Annotated in this window: 25 protein-coding genes and 1 pseudogene; 11 read left to right on the top strand and 15 right to left on the bottom strand. The window is 71.1% G+C overall.

Annotated elements, in window-relative coordinates:
- Window positions 1–122: 122 nt before the first annotated feature.
- The 3 genes from EST54_RS00935 to EST54_RS00925 all read left to right on the top strand — a co-directional run bounded on the left by EST54_RS00935 (window position 123) and on the right by EST54_RS00925 (window position 3,215).
- Window positions 123–1,793, top strand: coding sequence for a purine-cytosine permease family protein (locus EST54_RS00935; protein WP_239013582.1), 1,671 nt, complete (start codon window positions 123–125; stop codon window positions 1,791–1,793).
- 264 nt (window positions 1,794–2,057) lie between these two features.
- Window positions 2,058–2,297: a chaplin gene (locus tag EST54_RS00930; protein ID WP_129243788.1), complete on the top strand. Its 240-nt coding sequence runs from the start codon at window positions 2,058–2,060 to the stop codon at window positions 2,295–2,297.
- 186 nt (window positions 2,298–2,483) lie between these two features.
- Window positions 2,484–3,215, top strand: a complete 732-nt coding sequence (locus EST54_RS00925) for a class I SAM-dependent methyltransferase (protein WP_129243785.1) — start codon at window positions 2,484–2,486, stop codon at window positions 3,213–3,215.
- A 49-nt stretch (window positions 3,216–3,264) separates the two neighbouring features.
- On the opposite strand, the gene EST54_RS00920 is transcribed toward EST54_RS00925, so the two are convergent.
- From EST54_RS00920 to EST54_RS00910, 3 genes are all read right to left on the bottom strand, one after another.
- A complete protein-coding gene (locus EST54_RS00920; protein ID WP_129243782.1) occupies window positions 3,265–4,179 on the bottom strand; it encodes an MBL fold metallo-hydrolase in 915 nt (304 codons plus the stop codon).
- A 280-nt stretch (window positions 4,180–4,459) separates the two neighbouring features.
- Window positions 4,460–4,930: an SRPBCC family protein gene (locus EST54_RS00915; protein WP_129243780.1), complete on the bottom strand. Its 471-nt coding sequence runs from the start codon at window positions 4,928–4,930 to the stop codon at window positions 4,460–4,462.
- Complete coding sequence (locus EST54_RS00910; protein WP_239013583.1) at window positions 4,927–5,682, bottom strand: alpha/beta fold hydrolase; 756 nt, start codon at window positions 5,680–5,682, stop codon at window positions 4,927–4,929. Before EST54_RS00910 ends, EST54_RS00915 begins: the two co-directional genes overlap by 4 nt.
- 63 nt (window positions 5,683–5,745) lie before the next feature.
- Here EST54_RS00910 and EST54_RS00905 point away from each other — a divergent pair, with 63 nt between their 5' ends.
- Both EST54_RS00905 and EST54_RS00900 read left to right on the top strand, forming a co-directional pair.
- Window positions 5,746–6,336, top strand: a complete 591-nt coding sequence (locus EST54_RS00905; RefSeq protein WP_129243777.1) for a TetR/AcrR family transcriptional regulator — start codon at window positions 5,746–5,748, stop codon at window positions 6,334–6,336.
- A 222-nt stretch (window positions 6,337–6,558) separates the two neighbouring features.
- A complete protein-coding gene (locus EST54_RS00900; RefSeq protein WP_244942415.1) occupies window positions 6,559–7,221 on the top strand; it encodes a hypothetical protein in 663 nt (220 codons plus the stop codon).
- Window positions 7,222–7,444: 223 nt separating this feature from the next.
- Here the strand turns inward: EST54_RS00900 and EST54_RS00895 are convergent, their stop codons facing one another.
- Entirely contained in the window at window positions 7,445–7,873 is a 429-nt protein-coding gene (locus EST54_RS00895; RefSeq protein WP_129243771.1) for a MarR family winged helix-turn-helix transcriptional regulator, read from the bottom strand.
- Window positions 7,874–8,017: 144 nt separating this feature from the next.
- Here EST54_RS00895 and EST54_RS00890 point away from each other — a divergent pair, with 144 nt between their 5' ends.
- Together EST54_RS00890 and EST54_RS00885 are read left to right on the top strand one after the other, a co-directional pair.
- On the top strand, window positions 8,018–9,487 hold the full coding sequence (locus EST54_RS00890; RefSeq protein ID WP_129243768.1) for a UbiD family decarboxylase: 1,470 nt from the start codon (window positions 8,018–8,020) through the stop codon (window positions 9,485–9,487).
- 141 nt (window positions 9,488–9,628) lie between these two features.
- A complete protein-coding gene (locus EST54_RS00885; protein WP_129243765.1) occupies window positions 9,629–10,246 on the top strand; it encodes a UbiX family flavin prenyltransferase in 618 nt (205 codons plus the stop codon).
- Between the two features lie 23 nt (window positions 10,247–10,269).
- On the opposite strand, the gene EST54_RS00880 is transcribed toward EST54_RS00885, so the two are convergent.
- From EST54_RS00880 to EST54_RS33975, 9 genes are all read right to left on the bottom strand, one after another.
- On the bottom strand, window positions 10,270–11,322 hold the full coding sequence (locus tag EST54_RS00880; protein ID WP_129243762.1) for a LacI family DNA-binding transcriptional regulator: 1,053 nt from the start codon (window positions 11,320–11,322) through the stop codon (window positions 10,270–10,272).
- 283 nt (window positions 11,323–11,605) lie between these two features.
- Complete coding sequence (locus EST54_RS00875) at window positions 11,606–12,316, bottom strand: sulfite exporter TauE/SafE family protein (protein ID WP_129243759.1); 711 nt, start codon at window positions 12,314–12,316, stop codon at window positions 11,606–11,608.
- A complete protein-coding gene (locus EST54_RS00870; protein WP_129243756.1) occupies window positions 12,313–13,770 on the bottom strand; it encodes an amidohydrolase family protein in 1,458 nt (485 codons plus the stop codon). Before EST54_RS00870 ends, EST54_RS00875 begins: the two co-directional genes overlap by 4 nt.
- 117 nt (window positions 13,771–13,887) lie before the next feature.
- Window positions 13,888–15,291, bottom strand: a complete 1,404-nt coding sequence (locus EST54_RS00865; RefSeq protein ID WP_244942414.1) for a uracil-xanthine permease family protein — start codon at window positions 15,289–15,291, stop codon at window positions 13,888–13,890.
- A gap of 377 nt (window positions 15,292–15,668) precedes the next feature.
- Entirely contained in the window at window positions 15,669–16,142 is a 474-nt protein-coding gene (locus EST54_RS00860; protein WP_129243753.1) for a nuclear transport factor 2 family protein, read from the bottom strand.
- A 316-nt stretch (window positions 16,143–16,458) separates the two neighbouring features.
- Complete coding sequence (locus tag EST54_RS00855) at window positions 16,459–17,511, bottom strand: cytochrome d ubiquinol oxidase subunit II (protein ID WP_129243750.1); 1,053 nt, start codon at window positions 17,509–17,511, stop codon at window positions 16,459–16,461.
- Window positions 17,508–19,016, bottom strand: coding sequence for a cytochrome ubiquinol oxidase subunit I (locus tag EST54_RS00850; RefSeq protein ID WP_129243747.1), 1,509 nt, complete (start codon window positions 19,014–19,016; stop codon window positions 17,508–17,510). The genes EST54_RS00855 and EST54_RS00850 overlap by 4 nt, the downstream gene beginning before the upstream one ends.
- A gap of 434 nt (window positions 19,017–19,450) precedes the next feature.
- Window positions 19,451–19,798 carry a hypothetical protein gene (locus EST54_RS00845; RefSeq protein WP_174857366.1) on the bottom strand — a complete coding sequence of 116 codons (348 nt, stop codon included), beginning with the start codon at window positions 19,796–19,798 and terminating at the stop codon, window positions 19,451–19,453.
- A gap of 293 nt (window positions 19,799–20,091) precedes the next feature.
- On the bottom strand, window positions 20,092–20,256 hold the full coding sequence (locus tag EST54_RS33975) for a hypothetical protein (protein ID WP_154074003.1): 165 nt from the start codon (window positions 20,254–20,256) through the stop codon (window positions 20,092–20,094).
- Window positions 20,257–20,587: 331 nt separating this feature from the next.
- On the opposite strand from EST54_RS33975, the gene EST54_RS00840 reads away from it, so the two are divergent.
- The 3 genes from EST54_RS00840 (at window position 20,588) to EST54_RS00830 (ending at window position 23,779) form a co-directional block, all read left to right on the top strand.
- Window positions 20,588–21,472 carry an AraC family transcriptional regulator gene (locus EST54_RS00840; protein ID WP_129243744.1) on the top strand — a complete coding sequence of 295 codons (885 nt, stop codon included), beginning with the start codon at window positions 20,588–20,590 and terminating at the stop codon, window positions 21,470–21,472.
- 214 nt (window positions 21,473–21,686) lie between these two features.
- Window positions 21,687–23,018, top strand: a complete 1,332-nt coding sequence (locus EST54_RS00835; protein WP_129243741.1) for a M64 family metallopeptidase — start codon at window positions 21,687–21,689, stop codon at window positions 23,016–23,018.
- 317 nt (window positions 23,019–23,335) lie between these two features.
- Window positions 23,336–23,779, top strand: a complete 444-nt coding sequence (locus EST54_RS00830; protein WP_244942413.1) for a hypothetical protein — start codon at window positions 23,336–23,338, stop codon at window positions 23,777–23,779.
- Between the two features lie 22 nt (window positions 23,780–23,801).
- On the opposite strand, the gene EST54_RS00825 is transcribed toward EST54_RS00830, so the two are convergent.
- Window positions 23,802–24,809 carry an NADP-dependent oxidoreductase gene (locus EST54_RS00825; protein ID WP_129243738.1) on the bottom strand — a complete coding sequence of 336 codons (1,008 nt, stop codon included), beginning with the start codon at window positions 24,807–24,809 and terminating at the stop codon, window positions 23,802–23,804.
- A 230-nt stretch (window positions 24,810–25,039) separates the two neighbouring features.
- Here EST54_RS00825 and EST54_RS00820 point away from each other — a divergent pair.
- Window positions 25,040–25,132, top strand: a pseudogene (locus tag EST54_RS00820) (mycothiol transferase); the annotation flags it as partial.
- Window positions 25,133–25,175: 43 nt separating this feature from the next.
- On the opposite strand, the gene EST54_RS00815 reads toward EST54_RS00820, so the two are convergent.
- Window positions 25,176–25,603: CAP domain-containing protein (locus tag EST54_RS00815; protein WP_135796886.1), on the bottom strand; the 428-nt coding region annotated here is incomplete at its 5' end.

Genomic DNA, 25,603 nt, shown 5'->3' with positions numbered 1-25,603 from the left:
CTGCCGGCAGACGCCGGGCACGGCATCCACCTCGGGTGCGGCCGCGCTCCGCGCCCCGCCGGAAACACCCACTTCACCTGCGATGACCACGCGGGAAACACGCCCTGCCTACTGTCCCGGCCATGAACTCAAGGCCCGATGCGTTGACAGTCCCCGACAGCGACCGACGCCCCCCGCAGACCGAGGCATCCGCCGACGGAGCGGTCAACGAAACGCTGGAGGATTACACCCTCCGGTTCGCGCCGCGCAGTTACCGCCGTTGGACACCGATGGTGGTGGCGACAACCGCGCTGGGCGGCATCGCGTACATGGCCGACTTCTCGATCGGTGCGGGCATCGGGCTCGCCCATGGCACCGCGAACGCGCTGACCGCGATCCTCGTCGCCGCCGTGGTCATCTTCGTCACCGGCTTCCCCCTCGCCTACTACGCGGCGCGCTACAACATCGACCTGGACCTGATCACCCGGGGCTCGGGCTTCGGTTACTACGGTTCGGTCCTGACCAGCGTCATCTTCGCCAGCTTCACCTTCATCTTCTTCGCCCTCGAAGGCTCGATCATGGCGCAGGGACTGAAGCTGGGCCTCGGCCTGCCGTTGTGGCTGGGGTATGTGGTCTCGACCTGCATGGTGATCCCGCTGGTCATCTACGGGATGAAGGCCCTGAGCAAGCTTCAGGTCTGGACGACGCCCCTGTGGTTGCTGCTCATGGTGGGGCCGCTGCTGTATCTGGTCAGCACCGATCCCGGCACGGTGCACACCTTCCTGTCGTATACGGGCTCCCACGGCGGCCGCGGCATCGACGCCGCCTCGGTGCTGCTGGGCGCGGGCGTGTGCCTGTCCCTGATCGCGCAGATCGGCGAACAGGTCGACTACCTGCGCTTCATGCCGCCCAAGACGGAGCAGAACCGGCGCACATGGTGGACGGCCGTGGTACTGGCCGGCCCCGGATGGGTGGTGCTCGGTGCGCTCAAGCAGGCCATCGGCGTCTTCCTCGCCGTCTACATCCTCGCCGCGGCGGGCCCGGCCTCGGCCACCGAGCCGATCCACCAGTTCACCGGCGCCTTCGCGGCCATGATGCCGACCTGGCTGGTCATCCCGCTGGCGGTGGTCCTGGTCGTGATCAGCCAGATCAAAATCAACGTGACCAACGCCTACTCCGGTTCGCTGGCCTGGACGAACTCGTTCACCCGGGTCACCAAGCACTATCCGGGCCGGATGGTGTTCGTCCTCGCCAACCTGGCCTGTGCGCTCCTGCTGATGGAAGCGGACATGTTCAGCTTCCTCAACAACATCCTCGGGTTCTATTCCAACTGCGCCATCGCCTGGATCGTCACCGTCGCCACCGACATCATGGTCAACAAGTACCTGCTGAAACTCTCCCCGCAGGCCCCCGAATTCCGCCGCGGCATGCTCTATGCGGTCAACCCCGTCGGCGTGGTGTCCTTCACCGCCGCGTCCGGCCTGTCGATCGCGCTGTACTTCCACGCGCTCGGGGACGCCCTCCAGCCGTACTCACCGGTCGCGGCCGCGCTGATCGCCTTCGTCCTCACCCCACTACTGGCCGTCCTGACCAAGGGCCGGTTCTACCTGCGGCGCACCACGGACGGGATCGACGCCCCGCTGCTGGACGCGGACGGCAACCCCAGCTCGGCCACCTACGCGTGCCATGTGTGCCGGCAGGAATTCGAGCGACCGGACCTCGCCGCCTGCCCCAGCCATGACGGGGTGGTCTGCTCGCTGTGCCTGAGCACCGACCGTACGGGCGCCCATGTGCTGCCCGCGGCCCCGGCCTGACGCGGGGACCGCCCGCTCACACCGGGATGCTGACTCCGGCGGGACGGCGCGGCCAACTCGTTCCGCCACCCGCCCGGTTGTCCGCCCGGCCGTCAACACCCGCGGCCATATCACCTAAAAGTCTGCTCTTCGGGCGTGGCGTCTCTGGAGGACGAGCCGGCGGGGAACGACAGCCCTGTACGGGCGGCTCCCAGCCGTGGCGCCGGTGCCTTCAGGGGACGACGCCAGGAGCCGCCGCTCCTCCACCAGTAAGGAGACGGATCGATGGCTCACCGGATCAAGAGCGTCCTCGTCACTGCCGGCACCTGCGCCCTCATCCTCGGCGGCGCCGGTCTGGCCACCGCCGACAGCGGTGCCTCGGGGCAAGCACTCGACTCACCCGGCATCGTGTCCGGCAATTCCATCCAGATCCCCGTCCATGTTCCGGTCAACCTCTGCAACAACACCATCAGCGTCATCGGGGCGCTCAACCCCGCTTTCGGTACGCCCTGCTTCGGCGGCTGACGCCCGGCGGACAGGTGTCGGCCGAGGCGCAAGCCGACCTCGGCACCGTGCCGACCGAAGTGACCGTGGCCCCCGGTGATCTCACCGGGGGCCACGTCATGCGGGGCCGCGGCCGCCGCCCGGCAATACGGAGCGCGGCAGGCGCACCCCGCGCGGCCGACGCGGCCCGGCTCTATGCTGAGGACGATGTTTGCACCTCAGGGCCCCACCCTCCGTGAGCTCGCCGTCCAGGCGCTGTCCTCCGTCGAGCGCGGATACGACCTGCTCGCCCCGAAGTTCGACCGCACTCCGTTCCGGACCCCCGATGCGGTGCTGACCCCCGTTTCCCGCGCGCTGCACGAGCTCGGGCCGTTCGACAGCGGTCTCGACCTGTGCTGCGGGACCGGCGCGGGCATGGGGGTCCTGCGGCAGGTCTGCCGGGAGCGGGTCACCGGTGTCGACATCAGCGCGGGGATGCTCGCTGCGGGGCGGGCCCGTGAAGGGGAGCCCGCGGCCGCACCGCGGGTCGAGTGGGTGCGCGCGGATGCCCGGGCCCTTCCCTTCGGGCCGGTCTTCGACCTCGCGGTGAGCTTCGGCGCGTTCGGGCATTTCCTGCCCCGCGAGCGACCGGAGCTGTTTGCCCAGGTTCACTCCGTGTTGCGCCCCGGCGGCCGGTTCGTCTTCCCGATCGCGGCTCCCGCCCGGCCGGGGTCGTGGGGCTACTGGACGCTGCTGGCGTTCGACGCGGCGATGCGGGTCCGCAATGCGCTGTGGCATCCGAGCTTCGTCATGTACTACCGGACGTTCCGGCTCGCCGACGTGCGTGCGGAGCTGACCCGGGCCGGATTCGACGTGGAGCTGCATGCTCTGCCGGAGCTCGGGCGGCGCCCGGACGGCAGCCCGCGGTGCCGGCTGGTGGTGGCCACCCGGACCCGGTGACCGTACCGCGGCACCGCCCGCCCGCGGGCCGCGGCGAGGGCCCGTACCGTCACCAGCGCACCGCGGTGAAGTCGACGGGCTGCGGCTGCAGCTGCGCAGTACGGGTCGCCAACCGGGCCAGGCGGTGGGCCATTTCCGCCGCGGGGAGCCGCTTGCGGTCGCCGTGACCGGGCAGCACCCACTCGAAGCGCAGCCGAGGGGCGGTCCGCGCCAGGGAGGCGGCCAGTTCCACGATCGAGTACCAGGTGACCGAGGCGGCCACCTCCAGGTCGGCGGTGGTGCGCGACCAGTAGAAGCTGTCCCCGCTGAAGCAGTACCGCTCATCGGCGAGGTAGAGCACGCTGCCGCGCGTATGGCCGGGAAGCGGGTACGCCAGGACCCCGGCGCCGATCTCGACCGGCTCGGTGCCCCGGATGACGCGGTCCGCGTCCGGTGCGGCATCGAGATCGCCCTCGTGGATCCACAGCCGGGCCCCGAACCGGTCGGCGTAGCGGCGGCCGTGTGCGGCGTGGTCCTGGTGGGTGAGCAGGACGTCGGTGACGGTGCCCAACTCCTCGTAGCGGGTGGCCAGTTGCTCGCTCCAGCGAGGGGTGTCGATCATCATCGTGGTTCCGTCGCCGCGGCGCAGCAGATAGGCGTTGGCGCCTGCCGTATGGCGGGAATTGTGGCCGCAGAGATGGACGGCGTCGTCCAGGGCGAGGGGAAAGGGGTCGAGATCGGGGGTGAGGCGCCGCGCGGAATGCCGGATCGACCGGGTGTGGCAGGCGAAGGCGGCCGCATGCAGCTGCCGGGCCTCCGCGTCGCTCCGCGGCTGCCGGGTCACTTCCGCGCGCCCGTTCTTCTCGCTGATCACATCGGGGGCGAGTTGCCGGGCGACATCGCAGTTGGTGCAGCGTTCGTCGACGTACCAGCCCCCGTCCGGCCCCTCGTCCGGTGCCGTTTCCGCTAACAGGTCGTTCGTCATGACGGTCCGTCCTTCTGGTCGGGGTGGGCAGGTGAGTGAGCGGCCTAGGCCGGCTGTCCTCAGGACTACCCCTCGGGGAGCCGAAAGCGGAAGAGCGGGCGGACCTTGTGCTTTGAGTGCGCAACGGCTCTTCCGGCCCGGCGATCGACCCCGGGCAGCGGGGCGCTTTATGGAGATATAGCAGGCCGGGAGGCCGGAGATTCGACGTGGCCGGCCTCCCTGCGCCCGTGTCGGACCGGATGCCCTTACGCCAACGGCACATGGCGGGCGCCCGTACGGTTCAGGCTGCCGCCCGGAGCGCGGCAGCGAGCCGGTGGAGGGTCACGCGCATGGCGGCGCGATTGCGTGCGGCACGCCGGGCGGGCGGGGTTCCGGTGAAGACCAGTCCCAGCGCCTCGGCGACCCAGCGGCGCCATCCGCGGCGACGCTGATCGACCCAGTATTCGGTGACCCGGGTCCCCTCCCCCTCCGGGGTCAGGCGGTAGCCCCAGCGCGCCACGGGCAGGCGGAAGGTGGTGACGTCGAAGGCGAACTCCCGGCCGGGGTCGGCGACGACGATCCGGCACGTGGTGAACCAGATCCAGCCTGCCTTGCGGTTGACCCCCACGAAGCGCTCCCCGCGGCGCCACACCCCGATGACCTCCGTGCTCCACTCCGTCATCCGCCGGACATCCGCGAGGGCCGCGTAGACGGTCCGCGGCGGGAAGGGAACCTCCAGGGACTCCTCCACACTCCACACCCGGGCGGTCACCGGCGGACCTCCGGCGTCGGCGAGCCGTGCGTCCGGACCGTGACGACCGCCGCGGCATCGCGGACGAGACCGGCGACGGCCCCCGTATCGGCGAGGCTGGTGAGGTGTCCGCACCTGGGCAGCAGGAGCAGCCGACCGTCGCGGCAGGCCTTCAGGAAGTCCCGTTCGTCGCGGCGGAAGTGGTCGCGCTCGCCGTTGACCAGCCAGACCGGGCCCGGATACGCGGCGAGCGACGCGAGGGTGTCCGTCTCGCAGACGGCCTTGACGACGCTCGACGCGGTCCGGGAGCTCAGGCCCCCGGCGACCATGGCCTCTCCCGTGGGACCGGGGAGGGCACGGCGGAAGGCGAATGCGCTGAGCCGATCGGCGCGTCGGGGATATCTGGCTGCCAGCCGGCCCGCTGCCTTGTAGGTGGCGGCGAACAGACCGCTCGGCCGCGTGGAACAGCCCATCGCGACCAGGCCGAGGACCCGGTCCGGGTGGGCTCCGGCGGTGGCCGTGGCGACGAAGCCGCCCAGGGACAGCCCCACGAGCAGCGCCCGGCCGCCGAGTTCGTCGATGGCGTCGGCAACCGCCGCCACGGCGCCGGCGATATCGAAGGGTTCACCGCGCCGGCTGCCATGGCCGGGCAGGTCGGGTGCCGCGGTGGGGTGGTCTTTTCCGATGGCTTGGATCACGGGTTGCCACATCGCGCCGCTCACACGCAGACCGTGCACGAACACGAGGGGCACCCCGGCTTCTTGGGGCTCCATGTGCGGCACGCTACCTGAAACACAACGCAACGTTGCGTTGTTTTTCGATGCTAATCTCTCCTCATGAGCGAGGAACGGCACGGAACACGGCGGAGCGGCGGCCCACGGAAGGCGCAGGAGATCTTCGACGCCGCCCTGGATCTGCTCGCGGAGAAGGGCTACGAGGGCTTGACCATCGAGGGGGTCGCCCAGCGCTCCGGCGTCAACAAGACCACGATCTACCGCTGGTGGCCGTCCAAGGGCGCGCTCCTGGGCGCCGCACTCATCGGCGCCCGCCAACTCGACCTCGCACCGCCCGACACCGGAAGCCTCCGAGGAGACCTGGAGGCCCTGCTGCACACCATCGCGACCCCGCTCACCACTCCGCCGGCCTCCGACATCGCCGTCGCCGTACTGGGTGCCGCCACGCACAGCACCGAACTCGCCGTCCACGTAAAGGACTTCTTCGCCGACCGGATCGCCCGCGAGGAGCCCGTCTTCACCCGGGCCGTGGCGCGCGGCGAACTCCCGGCGGACACGGACCCGATGCTCCTGGTGGACCTGCTGGCCGGGGCCGCCTGGATCCGTGTCGTACTCCGCCAACTCCCGCTGGAGAAGGACTTCGTGTCGCGCACCGTGCGCACCGTCCTGGAGGGCGCACGCGCCGCCGACTGAGGCCGGATGCGCCACCCGCCCACGGCGCCAGCGTACCCGACGTTACCTCCGGTACGCCCTTATACGGCATCAGTTCGATCATCAACTACAACTTTACCAATCATTGGTGTATTTGACGCAGATTTCACTCCAGGCTCACACTCAACAGCGGCGAACTCCACACAGGACTCGTCGCTTCCACAAGGTTGGGCGAGAGGCAACAGCAAGATGACGAACAACAGAGTGACCCGTCGCGGAGGCCGGCTGATGGCGCTGACCACGGCGTCACTGGGGCTGGTTGCGACGATGGCCGTGCCGGCCGCCGCCGCGGACGACGGGCCCGCCCGGGAGCAGCTCATAGCCGACTGCGCTTCCGGTGACGGCAAGTGCAGCTTCAACGAGCCGAAGCTCGGCAAGGCGTACCTCGGGGACTTCCGTCAGGTCTCCAACTCGCTCTACAACTGCAGCACTTCGAATGCCACGCAGTCGATGGGCTGGTCGGACACCGTGGGCTCCACGGACTCCGCCGGGGTGTCCGTCACGGCCGGCGGAAAGATCGCCGGTCTGATCGATCTCAGCGTCACCGCGACCTACAACCACACCTGGTCGAGCTCGCACACCGAGGACAGTTCGCTGAACATGACGGTCAAGCCCGGTGAAGTGGGCTGGATCTCCCGCGCACAGGTCATGCAGACCGTCTCCGGCACCTGGCAGACGCACTACGACAGCCCGAAGTGGGGCCACTACTTCTGGTTCGTGCCGGACAAGGTCACCGGTCCCGCCGCCAACGGGACGGACGGTCAGAGCAATGCCGTGACCGTCAAGACCCGCAAGATGACCACTGCGGAGAAGAAGTCCTGCTCGGCGGGCGTGAAGAAGGGCCGGGCGTTCGTGGTGAAGCGCTGACCACGGTCCAGGAGTGCGGCTGAACGGACGCGCGGCTTCGCGCATCCGGCAGGGGCGACGCGATCGCGCCTACGGCCGCGGTGCCTCCCGGCGCCCCATGGGCCGGGAGGCACATTCGTGGCGCAGCCAAGCCTCAAGCCCCCACAGGCGCCGCGCACTTCTTCATGCGGACCCCGGTGCCACGTCGCCCACGGTGGGTGGGACGGCTACCCAGAAGCGAGTCTCAGTCCTGCGACTCGACGCCGGCCAGAGCGCGTAGCAGAGGAAGCAGAGTGCGGACCTTCTCGTCGCCGAGTTGATCGACGGTCCACTGGTCCACGCGCGCCACCGCCGGTGCCACCTCGCGCAGCAACGCACGCCCCTCCGGGGTGATGCGGACCACGTGGCGCCTGCGGTTGCCCGGGTCGACCTCACGGACGACCCAGCCACGCGCGGAGAGCCGGTCCAGCAAGGCGGTCATGGTCGAGCGGTCGATCGCGGTGGTCTGAGCGAGGGAGGACTGATCGACCCCGGAACGCTCCGCCAGCGCGGAGAGCATCGCGTACTGGGGGGCGGTGAGTTCGGGCACCTCCGCGTGCCAGACCGCGGTGGCCCTCTGTAGCGCACGACGCAGCAGGTGCATCGGCGTGTCGCTGAGCGGCTGGCTGGGCATGGCTCGCGGACTCCGTTCCAGCGGTGGGAGGGAGATCCTGGCATACCCCGAGACCCCTCCCTAAATCGAGCACACGGACCGCGTGTACGCTGATATTCAGTACACGGACAATCCGTGTACTGAATGTTGGGAGGAGGGGATCGTATGCAGCGCCCCGCGGACCTGCGCGACCACATCGAGGCACTGGACGCCCTGGGCGACCTGGACCGGATCGAGACGGAAGTCGATTGGGATCTGGAGGCCGCCGCGCACACGCGCTACAGCACGGAGCACCATCTGCCGGCGCCGCTGTTCGAGAAGGTCACCGGCGTCGCCGACGGCTTCCGCCTACTGGGTGCACCGGCCGCTCTCAGTTCCGCCCCCGGCAAGCCCTTCGCCCGCGTCGCACTGAGCGTCGGGCTGCCGCCCGAGGCCACCGGCCGGCAGATCATCGACCACTTGGTCGCCACCCGGCACCATTCCGGCATCCCGCCGAAGACGGTCAGCCGCAGCGAGGCCGAGGTCAAACAGCACGTCCTGCGCGGTGCCGACGCGGACCTCACGCGTTTCCCGGTGCCGTTCGTGCACGAGAAGGACGGCAATCGCTACGCCAACACCTATGGCGTGATCATCGCCCGGACCCCGGACGGGTCCTGGACCAACTGGTCCATCGCCCGGATCATGATGATCGACGGCACGCACATGACCGGCCTGGTCATGCACCCGCAACACCTCGCCCAGATCTGGCAGCAGTGGGCCGACCTCGGCAAGCCCATGCCGTACGCCCTGGTCCAGGGCGGCGACCCGGCCATCCCCTACGTCGGCGGCATCCCGATCGGCGACGGCCTCAACGAGGCCGACTACATCGGCGCGTTGACCGGTCAGCCGCTCAAGGTCGTCAAAGCGGAGCTGTCGGACCTGCTGGTCCCCGCGAGCGCCGAGATCGTCATCGAGGGGCACCTCTCCGTCGAACGCAGCGGCGTCGAGGGACCCTTCGGTGAGTACGCGGGCTACATTCCCTCCGAGACGAGCCGCCAGCCCGTCTACAGCGTGGAGGCCATCACCTACCGCGACGACCCCATATGGCCGCTCGTCGCGGAAGGCAAGCCGACCGACGACTTCCACACCGTCACCGGCGTCGGCATGGCCGCAGGTGCCCTGGCGGTGATCCGCGCGGCGGGCCTGCCCGCCACCACCGCCTGGTCCCCGCTGAGCAGCGCCAGTCACTGGCTGGTCGTGACCGTTCCCGGCGACTGGCGCGACCGCCTGCCGGGCGTCGGCCCCGAGGAGTTCGCCCGGCGGATCGGCGACGCGGTCTACTCGACCAAGTACGGGAACTGCCTGCCGAAGGTGTTCGTGCTGGACGACGACGTCGAGCCCGAGAACGAGGCCGACCTGATCTGGGCACTGGCCACCCGGGTCCACCCCGTCGACCGCACGGTGCATTTCGAGGACGGCCCCATCCTGCCGCTGCTCACCTGCTACAGCCCGGAGGAACGGCACGCCACCCGGGCGACCAAGGTCGTACGCGAAGCGCTGCTGCCCGCACCGGACCGACGCGACCCGCTGAGCGACTTCACCCACGCCTACCCCGCCGCCGTGCGCGCCAAGGTCCTCGCCCGGCACCACCCCTGAGGCACCACCCGGGAACGGGGGCGGCGGAGGCGACCGGGAAAGCGTCCCGCCCGCTCCAGGCGGCTGTCCCCGCGGCGGGCGGCCGCACCGTTCTCGGGACACATGTACCGGTACGAAATCGACCCCGCGAAGGGAGCCTCCATGCGGCTGATCATCGGGATGACGGGTGCCACCGGGGCCATCTGGGGCGTCCGGTTGCTCCAGGAACTGGGACGGCACGCGGACGTGGAGACACACCTGGTGATGAGCCGCTGGGCGCGGGCGACCCTGACGCTGGAGACCAGCTGGTCGGTGCGGCAGGTCGCGGACCTGGCGGATGTCGTCCATGGACCGGACGACCAGGCGGCCTCGATCTCCAGCGGCTCGTTCCGCACCGACGGCATGGTGATCCTGCCGTGCAGCGTCAAGACGCTCGCCGCGATCCGGGCCGGCTACGGCAGCGACCTCGTCTCGCGGGCCGCGGACGTCGTCCTCAAGGAAAGACGGCCCTTGGTGCTCGGTGTGCGGGAGACCCCGCTGTCGACCATCCACCTGGAGAACATGCTGGCGCTGTCCCGGATGGGGGCGACGATCCTGCCGCCCATGCCGGCCTTCTACAACAAGCCCACCTCCGTGGACGACATCGTGAGCCACCTGGTGGCCCGGGTGATGGACCAGTTCGGCCTCGACAGCACCGACGCCGTGCGGTGGCAGGGCCCCGCCACCGCCCGGGGCGGTCACCGGCACATGCCTCCCGGCCCGGACACCGGCGTCGCCTGATCCGGGCGCCCCGGCTCGGGCCACTACCGCCCGGGCGGGACGCGCAGCGACGAGGCGCGGGGGATGACGCGAGGCTCGTACGGCGCCTTCGTCCCGGGGGCGGCCACGGCATCCCCGGCGCTCAGCCTGCTGAGCAGCAGCTCGACCGCCTCCGCCGCCGCCCGGTCCAGCTGGAGGTCGACCGCGGTCAGCGGCGGCTCGCTGGTACGGGCGCGGAGGCCGTCGTACCGGGTGACGAGCATGACGTCCTCGGGGACGCGGCGACCGCTGTCGTGCACGGCACGGATGGCGCCGGCAGCGAAGACGTCGACGAGGGCGCAGACCGCATCGACGTCCGGATGGGCCTCCAGGAGCGCCGCGCACGCGTCGTACCCGGCCTGCTCGCCGCCCGTCTCCGGCGCGGACGCGACGACCGGGGCCCAGCCGTGCTCCTCGGCGGCCCGGAGATACGTGGCCAGGGGGTCGACCGCGGAGTGCCGGGCACCCGCTCCGACGATCAGCGCGGGGTGCCGTGCGCCCTGCTCGCGCAGGTGGTCCAGGAGCACCTCGGCGACCCGACCGCCCCGCAGGTCGACGTATGGCGCGTCGTCGCCGGGCGCCGGCCGACCGAGCGTCACATACGGCAGACCGCGGCCCCGCAACTGCGCCACCGCCGCGTCGTCCTGGTCCGGTTCGACGACGATCGCGCCGTCGATGTCCACGGAGTACAGGGCTCCGCCGGACTGCACGGGCGGTATCAGCACGAGCGCGTAGTCGTGGACCAGGGCCCGCTCGGCCGCCGCCGCGGCGACCTCCATGTAGAAGCCGAGCCGGGAGGGGCCCCCGGCCACGGCGAACGGCATGGACGAGGCGAGCGCGATCGCCTTCGCCTGGCCCCGGCGCAGCCGCTGGGCGCGGAGGTTCGGCCGGTACCCCAGTTCGGCGGCGACCTTCTTGATGCGTTCACGGGTTCGCGGGTCGACCTTGCCGATGTTGTTGAGGGCGTGCGAGACGGTCGTGGGCGACACAGCGGCGGCCTTGGCGACATCGGCGATCGTCGGCGGCCGGCCGCCGGCACCGGGACGGGTACTGGGCATGTCTGTATCTTCGCCGACCGCCCGCCTGGCTTCCAGCATGGTCACCCGGGCCGTGCGACGGACCGCGACCATGGACGGCACCTCTGACTCCACCTCTGACGGCACCTCCTTCCGCCCGCCGCCCGCTCCCCCGTGGCGCCGGGGCCGCACCGGCCGGCGGCCCGCCCGAGCCGCCGCTCCGCGTCGTACTCCCCCGAGCACGGGCACCCCCATGGGCGGTGTGGGTGTCCGTCCACAGCCCCCGTGGGCGCCACGGCCCCGCCCCGTCCTCCAGGGACCGGCGTCACATGCCCACCATCAGCGCGACCCCGGAGACCAGCGCGAACGCCAGCACAAACACCCGTAGTTTCGAGGCGTCGACCCGGTGGTGCACCATTCGGCTGAGCCAGGCGCCGATGGCCGTCGCAGGCAACAGCAGGGCCGCCCAGCCCAATTGCGCCGGACGCCCCTCCCCCGTGGCGAACAGCAGGGCCAGCGACGCCGCTTCGCCGACCAGGAAGCAGACGGCCACCGTGGACCGCAGTTCCCCAGGCGGTCGGTGCTGGTAGACCAGGGCGAGGGGTGGACCGCCGACACCGGTGGCCGTTTCGGTGAGGCCGGTGACGACTCCGGCGCCGACATAGGCGGCCCGCCCCGGCGTAAACGCGGGCGCGGCGAGGCTCGCGACCGCCGCCAGCACCGTTGCCGCGCCCACGACCAGGCCGAGGCTGTGGTCGGGGATCAGCCAGAGCAGGAGCAGACCGCCGGGGGTGGCCGCCAGGCGTGCCGCGGTGATCCAGCCCGCACCGCGCACGTCGAGGCTGTGACGTTCGCGCCAGGCCACGTACAGATTCAACGGAATCATGGAGGCAAGGACGAACACCGGGAGCAGCCCGGGGTCCAGGAGCCCCGCAACGGGGGCCACTATCAACGCGAACCCCAGCCCGCTCGCGCCCTGCACGAACGCCGCCGCGGCCACCACCACCGACAGGACGGCGAGCGTCTCGCCGCTCATCGTGCGGCGCTCCGACAGCGCGCGGTATCGGCCGCCGGCGCCGGCGCGGCCCCGTCCCCTCGTGGTGCGGCCCGCGTCCGCGCAGCCGTAGAGGTCGGGTGGGCCCGGGCCACCGACGCGCGCCGCACCACCTCGGGGCCCAGCTCGGCGGCGCGCCGGACCAGCGCGGGGCCGTCCCAGTCGGGCGGCCAGCCGCGCCACAGTCGCAGTCGGCCGGCCACGAACACCGCGGTGATCTGGTCGCGGTTGCCGCGTCGGACCAACTCCCACGGGAGGTCCCAGGAGGGGTGCATCTCGGGGCCGGTCACGTCGACCAACAGGAAGTCGGCGGCGGCGCCTTCGGCGATCCGGCCCGTACGGGTGCCCAGCCCGAGCGCGTCCGCGCCGCCCGCCGCACCGTGCTCCAGCCAGGTCCATCCGGCACCGCATGAGGAGTCCCCGGTGGCCAGCCCATGCACCAGGCGCTGCGCGAACTCCGCGGCCTCGACCAGGCGGAACGCGTCGCCGCGGGTGCCGTCCGTGCCCAGGCCGAACCGTATGCCGCGCGCGGCCAGGGTGGTGGCCGGGGCGACCGCGTTCCCCTTCCAGGCGCTCGCGACGGGGTTGTAGCTCACCGCCGCCCCGGTGTCGGCGAGCAGCCCGACTTCGGCCGGCGTGAGGAGAGTCGCGTGGGCAGCGACGAGTTGGGGCCCGACGGCACCCACGTGGTGCAGATATTCCAGGGGCCGCAGGCCGAACCGGACCAGGGACCGCTCCACTCCCACGAGGTGTTCGTTCACATGGATCTGGACGACGGCCCGCGCGGCACCGGCCAGCCGGGCGGTGTCCCGCAGGGTGCCGGGCGTCGCGGCCTCCGGGACGGAGACGGCGAGCGACGGGTGGATCAGGTCGTCGCCGTCGTAGCGGGCGAGGTGCTCCTCCGCCTTGGCAAGCACGGTTCGTCCTGCGTCGCCCTCGTCGGCGGCGGCGTCGTTGCAGATCAGCCCGAGGACGCAGCGGATTCCGGCGTCCCGGGCCGCCGACGCCACCACGTCCACGTCCACCGACGCGCGGGTGCCGGCGTCGGCGACCGTGGTGAAGCCGCCGCGCAACGACTCCAGCGCGGCGAGCTTGGCCGCCACGAAGGCGGATTCCTCGTCGAGCGCGGCCTCCAGGGGAACCCACACCCGGCGGAAGATCTCCGACGGTTCACCGAAGGCGAGTGCCGCGCCGAAGCTCTGCGTGAGGTGGTGGTGGGCGTCGACGAATCCGGGCATCAGCACATGTCCCGGCAGCCTTACGGGCGTCAGCCGCGGGTGGGTCCGCTCCAGGCGTTCCGCGGGGCCGACGCCCACGAACGTCCCGTCGGCCACCACCACCCCGTACCGGTCCTGGGGGCCGTCCGGGGTCAGCGTCACATCGGGGACCAGGAGCAGCGGGTCGGCGCTGACGTGGTCCGGGGTCAGGTCGTTCATCACTCTCTTTTCGGGAAGCGGCCGACCGGCACCGGGCCGGTGGGCGACGGATGTGTTCCACGCTGCTGCGGGGCCGTGGCAGTCCCGGTGCCGGGCCGCCCACGGACACCAGGGCACTTACGGCGAGGGCGCGCGCTGCGGGCGGATGCCGGGCGCGTCGGCGCGGCGTGGACGGAGGTGGTGGAAGAGGACGTTGAGGACGGCCGCCACGAACGCGCCGACCGCGACGCCGCTCTCCAACAGGATCCGTACGGGCGACGGAAAGCCGCTGTAGACGTCGGGTACGAGGATGGGCAGCAGGCCGAGGCCCAGCGCGACCGCGCAGATGAACGTGTCGGCGTGCCGGTTGAGTTCGGCCCGTCCGAGCATCTGGACGCCGAGCACCGTGACGACGGCGAACACCACGATGGCGGTGCCCCCGATGACGGCGGGGGGGATCACGCTGATCGCACGGGCGACGGGCGCCAGGAAGCCGAGGGCGATGAGGACCACTCCGGCGGCGGCCGTCACGAAACGACTGCGCACTCCCGTGACGCGGACGATGCCGACGTTCTCGCCGCTGGTCACCATCAACGGCAGGCCGAACAGGCCGCCGAGGAGTGAGGTCGCCGCGTCACCGCGGACGGTCCGGGGGACCGCCGTCCGCCGGTCGATGTCCTTGCCCACCGCCTCCGCGTTGATGACGGTCTGCCCCGTGGCCTCGGCCATGGAGGCGACGCTGTACAGCATGAGGGGCAGGGCGGCGAGCAGGTCGAACTGCGGGGTGCCGAAGGGGAGGAAGTGCGGGACGCCGACCAGACCGCCCTCGGTGACACGGCCCAGGTCCAGGCCGTACAGCACAAGGGCCAGCACGGTGCCGGCGATCAGGCCCAGCATCACCGCCAGTTGGCGCAGCACTCCGGTGAACAGCCGGTAGAACGCCACCGTGCAGCCGATCGTCGCGAAGGCGAGCGCGAGGTGCGACGGGGCGGCGAAACCGGGCTCGCCGGGGCGGCCGGTGACCAGCAGGGCACCGACCTTCACCAAGTTGACACCGACGATCACGATCATCGTGCCGATGACCAAGGGCGGGAAGAACCGCAGCAAGCGGGCGAAGAGCGGGAGGACGACGAAGGTGAACACGGCGGTGAGCAGGACCGCGCCGGTCGCCGTCCGCAGGCCGTGCTGCGCCGCTATCGCCAGGAAGAGGACGAGCGGGGCACCGCCGGGCAGCATCACGAACGGCAGCCTCGGGCCGAACTTCCACGGGCCCAGCGACTGGATCAGCGATCCGATCCCGGAGGCCAGGAACGCCGCGGACAGCAGGTCGACGGTGAGGCCAGGGCTCAGGTGCAGCGTCGCGCTCATCAGGAAGACCGCCGAGATGGGGGTCGCGGCCATGACCAGGACGTGCTGCAGGCCGAAGAGAATGATCTTGCCCAGGGGGCGGGATTCGTCCACCGGGTGCGGAGTCTTGTCCGGGAGAGGTGCTCCTCCGGAGGTCGGGGTGGTAGGGGCGGGCGTGGTGGGGTGTCTGGACACGTTCGAGCTCCGTTCAGCTCGCTCCGGTTCCGGCCACGATCCGGCCCTGGACGGGGAGCCAAATCGATTTGGCCAAATCGATTTGGCCCGAGTATGGGACCGGCCCGTGGACGCGTCAAGGGGCCGTGCAGGGAAACTCCGAGAGAGCAGCCCTCGCCGAGCGCGGCCCGCGCCTACGAGGGGCTCGTAGAACTTCTTCGGGTCGCTCCCCTTCAGGTAGCAAAGGAAGTTGAAGACCCGTTGCTGGGTGACGGGGTGATCGCTCCTGCCGGTCCTCCGGCTTGATGGTGTTTGCCTCGTAGACGACCGTGAACCTTGCCGTTCGCGTCAGCCTTGTTGTCGTCCCCGGCAAAGGACGAGAGCTTCTCGGGCGAGGTCTACTCGAACGCCGACGCCGTGTCCTCGCCGTGCGTCCACAAGACGCCGAGTCGTTGACGGGACAGGAGCCAGCCCTTGGGGCCCTTGCTGAACTCCCAGTCGTAGGGGCCTCCCATGGAGTAGGGGAAGGATGTCTTCCCAGGTCCGGTGACAGCGACGAACCACATGTAGCCGATGCCGGTGGCCCGGTCGCCATCCACCTCGAACTCCATGTTCAGAATGTGGTGCTGCATGCTCAGGTAGTCCGATTCCGCCGCGGCGACCCGCGCGAGGATCGCCTCTCTGCCGCGGGTCTTTCCCCAGGGTCCGAATTCCAGCACGGCGTCCTCGGTCCAGCACTCGATCCAGGTCTGCCAGGCCTTGCGGTCCAGCGCCCGCCACCCGTGGATCATGAGCGCGCGCAGGTCCTCCTTGGCCTCCAGGTCCCGCAGGCGTCGCAACACGCTGTCGTACTCGTCGGCGGTGAGGGTCATTTCGGCTCCTTCGAGGTGGCTACTGGGCGCCGGCGTGGCGGTGGCGTGAGCCCCTCTCGCTCACCGGTGCCCACCGGGAAGTCTGGGCGGCGGCAGAGGGCACAGCCAGGGCCGGTGGTGCCTGGGCATGGCACACCCGGGCGCCGCCAGTCGCCTTGACCTGAGCAGGTGTCAGGAGACGACCTCGGGGATTCCTGCGCGCCGATCGCGCACGCGACTACTACGCCCGACACGGCGACGCGCCGCCGTCGATGACGGCCAGACCGCCGCGAAGGATGCTCTCGCCAGAGGTCCGCTGCCGCGCCGTGCCGCGTGGTCAGTGGCCTCCGGTCGGGTCCTCCTGGTCCGGATCGGGGCGCAGGTCGGTGTCGGAGAGCGGTTCCAGTTCGCCGTGGGTATCCAGCCAGTACAGCAGAGCCACGGCCGGGCCCACGACCACCGCCGCCACCAGGGTGACCAGGCCGAGCCAGCGCAGGCTGCTGGCGGCCGCGGCGCCGTCGGCCACGGTGAGGGAGGTGGGGATGAGGTAGGGGCGCTGGGCGGCGCCCCAGGCGAGGACCGCCGCCGCGACGACGCCGACGGCGGTGATCCGGGACCAGACGCCGGACCGTCGCAGCAGGAGCCATCCGGTCGCGACGAAGCAGACTCCGGCAAAGATGACGAGGCCGAGGCCGACGCCGTGGGTGAGTCCGTGCCATACGTGCGGGGCGTCGCTCCGGGTGACGGTCAGCATGATCGCCGCCAGGACGGCGAGCGCGACAAGACTGCCCAGCGCCCGCCACCGGAAGTAGCCGACCAGATCGGGGGCCCCGAAGCGGACGGCGTCTCCCGCCAGGAACACGGCGCCGAGGAAGGCGGTCGACACGATGGCGATCAGCCCGAAGAGGATGGAGGTCGGGTTGGACCAGGCGTGGGCCGAGGCCTCCGTGCCGGGTACCGCCCGGCCCGAGGCGATGCCGCCGACGGCCGCGCCGAGGAAGAACGGGGTGAGGAGCGAGGAGAGGGCGAAGACGGCGCCGTAGAGACGTCGCCCGGCGATCCGGCGGAGGGGCTTGCGCAGCGCGAAGCCGGCGCCGCGCAGCACCAGGCCGATGGCGGCCAGGGCCAGCGGCAGCCACATCGCGGAGAACACCGTCTGGAAGAAGACCGGAAAGCCGGTCCACATGAGGACGAAGATGAAGACGAGCCAGACGTTGTTGACCTCCCATACGGGGGCCATGGCGTGGTCGATCAGCCACCGGGGGCGCTTGCCGCGTTCGGCGCCGCCGGCCGTCAGATCCCAGAACCCGGCTCCGTAATCGGTGCCGCCGGCGCAGGCATAGGCGGCCACGGCGAGCAGCAGCACCACGGCGATGACGGCGGGCATCATCGCCCGCCGTCCCCGGAGGGGCCTGACCCGGTGTCACCGGACGGCGGTGGGCCGTCGGGAGGCGAGAAGTCATCCGTGGGCGGAGGGCCGGCCGGTACGCCGGCGCGGGGGCCGTAGGGGGTGTCGGTCTCCGGTGCTTCGGGCCGCTCCCCCACCGCCCGCTGCCCGTCGGCGAGCCGCCAGCCCGCGCGCATTTTCAGCAGCACGACGAGCAGCGAGCCGAAGATGAAGAGATACACCACGACCACCAGGCCCAGCATGATCCACAGACTGCTGGCGCGGGTCGACGTCACCGCCTCGCCGATCCGCATGTGCTGGTAGACGATCCAGGGCTGGCGCCCCACTTCGGCGGTGATCCATCCGCATTCGACGGCGACGACGGAGGCGACGCCCGCGCAGGCCGCGCCGCGGAAGAACCACGGTGAGGCGGGCAGCCGGCGCCGCCGCAGCCGGCACCAGCCGTACCAGAGCGCGAGCAGGATCAGCAGCGAGCCGAGGACGACCATGAGGTCGAAGGCCCAGTGCACGATGGTCGCCTGGGTGGCCGTCGGCCGGTCGCTCGCCGGGACGGAGGTCAGTCCGGTCACCTTGGTATCGGGGGTGAACCCGGCCAGGATGGAGTCGAATTGGGGGATCTTGATGCCGCCGGAGATGCTGCCGTCCGGGTGCAGCCGGCCGAAGATGTATTCCGGTACCCGGGTGTCGGTCCGCCAGACGATCTCGGTCGCGGCGAACTTCACCGGCTGCTTGTGGAAGACCGACCGGGCCAGCGAGTCCCCCAGGAGGAACTGCACGGGGGTGAGCACCGCGGCGAGGGTGAAGGGGACGGTGAAGCCGAGTCGGTGGTAGCGGTCGCGGCGGCCGCGCAGCCAGCCGACCGCGTAGATCCCGGCGACGGTGTATCCGGCCGTGATCAGCATCGCCACGACGAAGTGCCAGTACTGCGGCCCGAAGATCGGGGTGAAGATCGCCGACCAGACCTGGACGTGCACCGGCTTACCGGCGGCATCGAGGGTGAAGCCCTGGGGGGTGTTCATCCACGAGTTGGCCGCCAGGATGCCGAACGCGCCGAGCAGGGCGACCACCGGCAAGGGCAGGCCCAGCAGAAAGTGGGTGCGGGGTTTCAGCCGCCGCCAGCCGTAGAGATAGATGGCGATCAGCACCGCTTCGAGGAAGAAGGCCCATGCCTCGACCCCGAATCCGATGCCGAAGACGCCGCCCCACTTACCCATCAGGCCCGGCCAGAGCAGCCCGAACTCGAAGGACAGCACGGTGCCGGTGACCACACCGACGGCGAACTGCACGGCCATGACCGCCGACCAGCGTCGGGCGAGGAGCAGGGCGACGGGGTCGGCACGGCGCAGACCGCGGTGGTGCATCACCAGGGTGATCAGCGGCAGCGCCACTCCGAACGGCACCAGAATGATGTGGCAGGCCAGGGTGAAGGCCATCAGCTCCCTGGCGGGGAGCAGTTGAGCCGGAGCGTCCACCAGCAGTGGGACCATGGGGTGTGCATGCCTCCCTGCCTGTGCTGCCCGGGACGCCGGGGAAGGGCCGCCCCCGGCCTGGCCGTCCGTGCCGCCGGCCGGTCGTCCCGGAAGAGGCAGGCCTCGCAGGCCGGCGCACCTCCCGGGGGCCGGCGCCCTTCGACGGCGCCTCGGCCGGTCGCGTCCGGCTGGTCACAGCATCACCGGCGGGCGCCGGAGCGCACGTACCGAGGGCTCACGTTGCGCCGTTGAGCCGATGATCTTCCCTCGGCCGGCGGAGCCGGTTCCCGGACGGCCGGCCCCATGCCACTGCCACCGGTTCCCGTCCGGCGGACGCGCGGGCCCCCCGCGGGCGTACCGCACGGCAAACCGGCGGGGGCGGCAGTCCCCGACTGCCGCCCCCGGCCCAGGAGAACCGCGTTCCCCTGGTGTTCCCTCACCCCTTCCCGGCGCTATGCCGTCTCGTGCGCGGTGGTCCCGTTGATCTTCTCGATCGCCTGCCGGGCCTGCTCCTGTGGGGAACGGGTGGGCAGGGGCGACACCGTCGTGGACGCCACGGCGGGCTGCGCCCGCTCCTGCGCGACCGTCTTGGCATGAGTGGGCTGAGCGGCCGGCGGACGGAGGCGCAGCCGCTGACCGGCGGCCTCGTCCAGAGTCACCGGGCGCTTCCACCGGGCAGCGAGCCGGGCGGCGTCCTGACCGAGCGCGGCGACGTCCTCCCACTGCAGGCGAACCACCAAGGAGAGCTCGGCGTCTCCGTCCGGCAGAGCCTGGATCGGCGGGATACCGGGGTGAGTCATGGTGTCCTCCTCGCGTCGTGGACCAGTGCCGCTGAGGCACGGATATCGAAAGATACGGAGGCACACCCGATGCCGTTCAATACCTGTCACGAGAAGGCAAAAACCGGGACCGGATTGCCGCTCCATTCAAGGAGGACACCGGCACCCTCACCGGCAGCGGAACTGGCGCCGACACCGGCACCGGCACCTGCTTGGTGAGCCGGTGCCGTCGTGTGCCCGGTCGATTCCCCGCTTCACGTCCCCACGCTCCGGAACCGTTCAGCGGCTCGACCGGGCGCTGTGGAGCCGGCTGCTCACCGCCCCCTCGGCACCGACGTCGCCGACGGCACATAGTGGTGGATCAGATCGCCGCCGCGGTGGGGCTGCGGTCGGTGGGACTCGGGGTGATCGAGCCGCGACCGTCCACCCCACAACGACCGCTTCAACAGGTATGCCATGCGTGCCACTTGCTGCTTCATCAGAGCCTCCTTCTGGATCTTCTCGACCCCCAGCATGCAACAGCCCGCGGAGCTGCGCCACGAGCCGAGAGGGGGCGTGGTGCGCAGCGGCGGGCGCGGGCCGGCCGAACCGGCCGAGGAGGCCGGACGGCAGGGCAAGCGGTCGAGGAAGCCGGACGGCAGGGCGCGACCGGGCGGGGTTCCGTTCCGTGGACGTTTCGGTCATCCGCCCCCTCACCGCATCGTCACAACGGGTTCGTGTGACGTCCGCCCGTACGTGGTCCGACCGGTTCCGTCAGCTCTCACGCTAGGCGTGTGACACCCCTTCGGAGCGGCACATTGAGGACAGATCATGGACACAAACGGACAGGCTGAGGTCACCGAGGTCCCCTTCCGGGCTTCGGTGGGAGCTCCGCCGGGCGCGGAGGTCCTCGACTTCACCGAGTTGCTCGCCCGCGCCCGCGGACACGGCATCGTCCCGTACGCCCCCAAGCGCCTGGCTTTCCACGAGCTGATCTCGGTGCGCGCCGGCACGCTGCGCTGTTCCGTGGACTTCACCGAGCACGAGCTGACCCCGGGCAGCTGGCTGTGGGTGCGCCCCGGCCAGATCAGCCAGTACCGCTCCGACCTCACCGAGGCCGAGGGCACCGTCGTCCTCTTCCTGCCGGGCTTCCTGACTCCCGCCACCGTGGATGCCGCCCGTGTCGACCAGCGCAATTGGCAGCTGCCGCTCACCGCCTCGGGCGCGGAAGGCGATGCCGTGCGCCACGTCCTGGAGCTGCTGGGGAGCGAGCAGCGGCGGCCGGCCACGCTGCCGCTGGAGGTGCACCTCGACGTGGTCCGCCATCTGCTGGCCGTGCTCGTGCTGCGGCTGGCCCATCTGCACGGGGCGCAGGCCGGCGACGAGGCGGGCAGCGAGCCGTTCCGGCGCTTCCAGCAGGCGGTGGAGCGCGATTTCGCCCGTACACACCGGGTCGAGGACTACGCCCGGCAGCTGGGTTACAGCGTCCGTACCCTCACCCGCGCGACCCGCGCGGCCGCCGGGTGCGGCGCCAAGCGTTTCATAGACGACCGGGTCCTCCTGGAAGCCAAGCGACTGCTGGTGCACACCGACCGCACCGCCACCGCCATCGGCGACCGGCTCGGCTTCCCCGATGCCACGGTCTTCACCAAGTTCTTCCGGCAGCGGGCCGGTGAGACCCCGACCGCCTTCCGCACCCGTACGCGGGGCGGCTGAGCGGGAAACCGACGCCCGGCTCCGGGGCTTCGGCTGTGCATTGATGCGGTCCCGCGCGGCCGACCGCCGGTCGCGCGACGTTCCGGAACTCCTCCCTTCAGAACGCAACTTGGGCACCATCCGTTGCCCCACGCCACCGGAGCCTCTACGTTGAGCGCGCCTGAATTCGGCTTCAACCCGCCGCCGGTGCGGCGGGATCCAGGAGGAACCCCCCATGCGCAGATCCGCCTCCAGACGCAGTCCCATACGCACCACGGTGTCCGTCGGTGTCGTCGTGGTGGCAATGGCCGCCGCCACGGCCACCGCGGCCACCGCCCAGGGCGCCACCCCGGCACCGCCCCCGCACACACAACGGACGCAGCAGGTCGAGTACTTCACCGGCGACTCCGGACACCCCCGCCACACCCGCGTCCCGGTCTCCAAGCCCCTCTCCCCGTCCGAACGGGCCGCGATCGCCGCCGGAGACGGCGACGTCACCCCGATCGTCCGCAGCGGCCCCGTCGGCAGCAAGCTCGATGTCGTCTTCATCGGCGACGGCTACACCGCCGCCCAGCAGGAGGACTTCCACGCGGACGTCCGCGCCAAGTGGGCCAAGATGACGGCCGTCGAGCCGTACGCCTCGTACACCGGCCAATTCAACGTCTGGGCCGTCGACGCCGTCTCGCACGACTCCGGTGTCTCCGGGGACCCGACAAAGGACGTGGTGCGGGACACCGCCCTGAACTCCGCCTTCTTCTGCGAAGGCACCGAGCGGCTGCTGTGCGTGGACACCGACAAGGTCGAGTCGTACGCCGCCAAGGCCCCGGCCGCCGACCTCGTCGTGGTGCTCTCCAACTCCACCAAGTACGGCGGTGCGGGCTACAACGACATCTCCTCGCAGGTCGGTTACGACGGGATCGCCACCGCGTCCTCCGACAACGACCGGTCCGACCAGATCGCGGTGCACGAGACCGGTCATTCGCTCGGCAAGCTCGCCGACGAGTACGCATACGGCGAGTCCGGAACCTACTCCGGCCCCGAGCCCGCCCAGGCCAACCTCAGCACGCTCTCCGCGGACCAGATGACCGCCCAGCGGCAGAAGTGGTACCGCTGGATGGGCCAGGAGTCGCCGGACGGCGGCGCGGTCGGGGCATTCGAGGGCGGCGGCTACTACGAGCACGGGCTCAACCGCCCCACCGACAACTCGATCATGAGGTCGCTCGGCCGGCAGTTCAACCTCCCCGGGCGCGAGGCGATGATCGCCGGCTTCTACCGCTACGCGAGCGTGCTGAGCAGTCCGGTGGCCACCGATCGGGCGGTGCCCCGCGGGGCCCGCATCCGCGTCACCGTGCCCGCTTCCGCGCGGCTGCGGTGGTACGTCGACGGCCGCGAGCACAAGTCCGCGCGCGGCAGGCACACGGTGGTCCCGCGGGCCCTCGGCGTCCCGGCCGACGGCCGCCCCCACACGGTCACCGCCAAGGCCGTCGACCGTACGGGCGCGGTCCGCGACCCGGCGGTGCGCAAGCTGCTGTCCGGCTCGCTGACCTGGCGGGTCGCCACGTATTAGGGCCGGTGCGGGGTGGTGGGGGACGGGACGTGCGGGACCTGTCGGTCCCGATCCATCCATTACGGGGCCGTCCCCCACCTGTCCCTGAAGCCGAGCGGTCCATGTCTCGTCCGGGCGGGCGAGGAAAGGGCGGCGGACGGGACGGATCCTGGCAGGGCCGGTCCGCGAGGGCGCAGCCGCTGCCGCGGCACCCGTGCGGCCGGCGCTGCCCCGCCGCCCCGTACCCACCGGGGCGGACCACGCCGCACCGGTCGGCTCGTCGCCCCCCACGACACCTGGGCACGACGGGAGTCGGTGCACGAACGGAAAGGACCGCCGTGACGACCCGGCCCACCCACCCCGTCTCGATGTCCGAGGAAAAGCTGCACCACCCGCGCAGCCTGGCGGCGTTCCGCAGCACCAAGCTGCTCGTCGGCTGTTACCTCGCCCTCAGTGTGCTCACCCTCGTGGCCATCTACTTACTCCGCGGCGACACCGCGCTGGTGAACGACGCCGTCTGGATACGTGGCGGCATCGTCGTCGCCAGCGCCTCGTTGATGTTCGTGTGCGCGCTCCAATCGGCCCGCGGCTCGCGCGGGGCGTACCGCAGGCTGCGGATCATCTCGACCGTCATGGTGGCAGCCATTGCAGCCATCATCGCGCTCCCCGACGCCTTCCCGCTGTGGATGAAGATCGAGCAGGGCGTCTGCGGACTCCTCCTGAGCGCCGTCCTGGTGATCGTCAACAGCAGGCATCTGCGAGGGGTGTTCGCCGCCGGGTGAGCCGGCAGGTGAGCCGCCACGGTCAGAGGCGCACCACCATCTTTCCGGTGTTCCGGCCTTCCATCAGCCCGAGGAAGGCCGTCACCGCGCTGTCGATGCCGTCTTCGACCGTCTCACGGAAGCTGATCTGCCCATCGGCCAGCCAGCCGCCCATCTCGTCGGCGAACCGCGGCTGCAGGTCCGCGTGGTCGATCACCTCGAAACCACGCAGGGTGAGCCGCTTCTTCACCAGCTCGACCATGTTGCGCGGCCCCGACGGGGGCTCGGTGCCGTGGTATCCGGAGATCGCTCCGCACAGCGCGACCCGGCCGTTCCTGTTCAGGGCGTCGATGGCGGCTTCCAGATGGTCCCCTCCGACGTTGTCGAAGTACACGTCGATGCCGTCCGGGGCCGCATTCGCGAGCTGCGTGTGTACCGGTCCGGCCTTGTAGTTGAAGGCGCTGGTGAAGCCGAGCGCACCGGTCAGATAGGCCACTTTGGCATCGGATCCGGCGCTGCCGATCACCGCCTTCGCTCCGCGCAGCCGCGCAATCTGTCCGGCCAGACTGCCCACCGCACCGGCCGCGCCGGAGACGAAGACCGTCTCCCCCGCACGCAGCCCCGCGATCTCGGTCAGTCCGACGTAGGCGCTCAGGCCGGGCATGCCGAGCACGCCGAGGAACGCCGAGTCCGCAACGCCGTTGACGCGCCGCAAGAGGGTGAAGTGCTCGGCCGGAGCAACCGCACCGGTACGCCACCCGAGAGCGCTGAGTACCAGGTCGCCCGGAGACAGCCCGGCCGCCCGCGACTCGACGACCTCACCGACGGCCCCGCCCGTCATCGGCCGGTCCAGCCGGTAGGCCAGGTCGCCGGTCTGCGTGGTGCTCATCAACGCCCGCATATACGGGTCGACCGACAGGAAGGTGTTGCGGACCCTCACCTCGCCCTCCGCCGGTGCGGGTAACTCCCGTGCCACGAGCCGGAAATCCTCCGGCTTCGGGCGTCCCACGGGGCGTGCGGTCAGGTGCCACTCCTGCACGGTGCTGGTCATGCGCCGCTCTCCTGAGGTCGTTGGACAACGCTTCGGTAGCGACAGCGCGGCGGGGCCCGGGATCATTCCGACGTCGGCGGGGGGGGCCGATGGCCGGCGTGGTCGGTACCCGCCGGCCGTAGTCAACTCCGACGGCCGGCGGGGTCGGTACGACGGTAGGCGTCAGTACCGAATGCCCTCGCGGCCTGCTTCGACGGCCGTTGTCAGTGGTGCCTGGCAGACTCGGTTCCCGCATCCTGATCGACATGATCGCCGAGTACGCCCGGCACAACGGTCATGCGGATCTGCTGCGTGAGCGGCTCGACGGGGCGACGGGGGTGTGACCCTGCCGGTTCACGAGCGGTCCGGGAGCGGGCGGGCCGGCGGTCAGCGCGGTGCGGCGAGGTCCTGGGTCCACCACGGCCCGCCCGGGCCCTCGACGACACCGACCCCGACCGCGGTGTAGGTGCAGTTGAGCAGGTTGTCGCGGTGCATGCTGTCGCCCATCCAGTCGTTCACCGCCGCGGCCGCGGTGCGCGGGCCGCGGTCGAGGTTCTCGCCCCAGCTGCTCCAGCTGTATCCGGCGGCGGTGATCCGGTCGTCCGGGCCCTTCCCCTCCGGGGTGTCGTGCTCGTAGTACTGGCGTGCCGCCATGTCGGCGGAGTGCCGCTGCGCGGCGGTGTGCAGCCTGCGGTCGATGCGCAGCGGCCCGCAGCCGGCCCGGGCCCGCCGGGCGTTGACGAGTGCGGTGGCCTGTTCCTCCAGGTCGGGGGGTGTGGCCGACGGGGTGGGGGTGCGCGGGGCGGACGGCGTGG

Origin of the sequence: Streptomyces sioyaensis (assembly GCF_004122735.1) — a bacterium.
GTDB lineage: Bacteria > Actinomycetota > Actinomycetes > Streptomycetales > Streptomycetaceae > Streptomyces > Streptomyces sioyaensis.
This window is presented reverse-complemented; position numbering and strand designations above follow the sequence as displayed.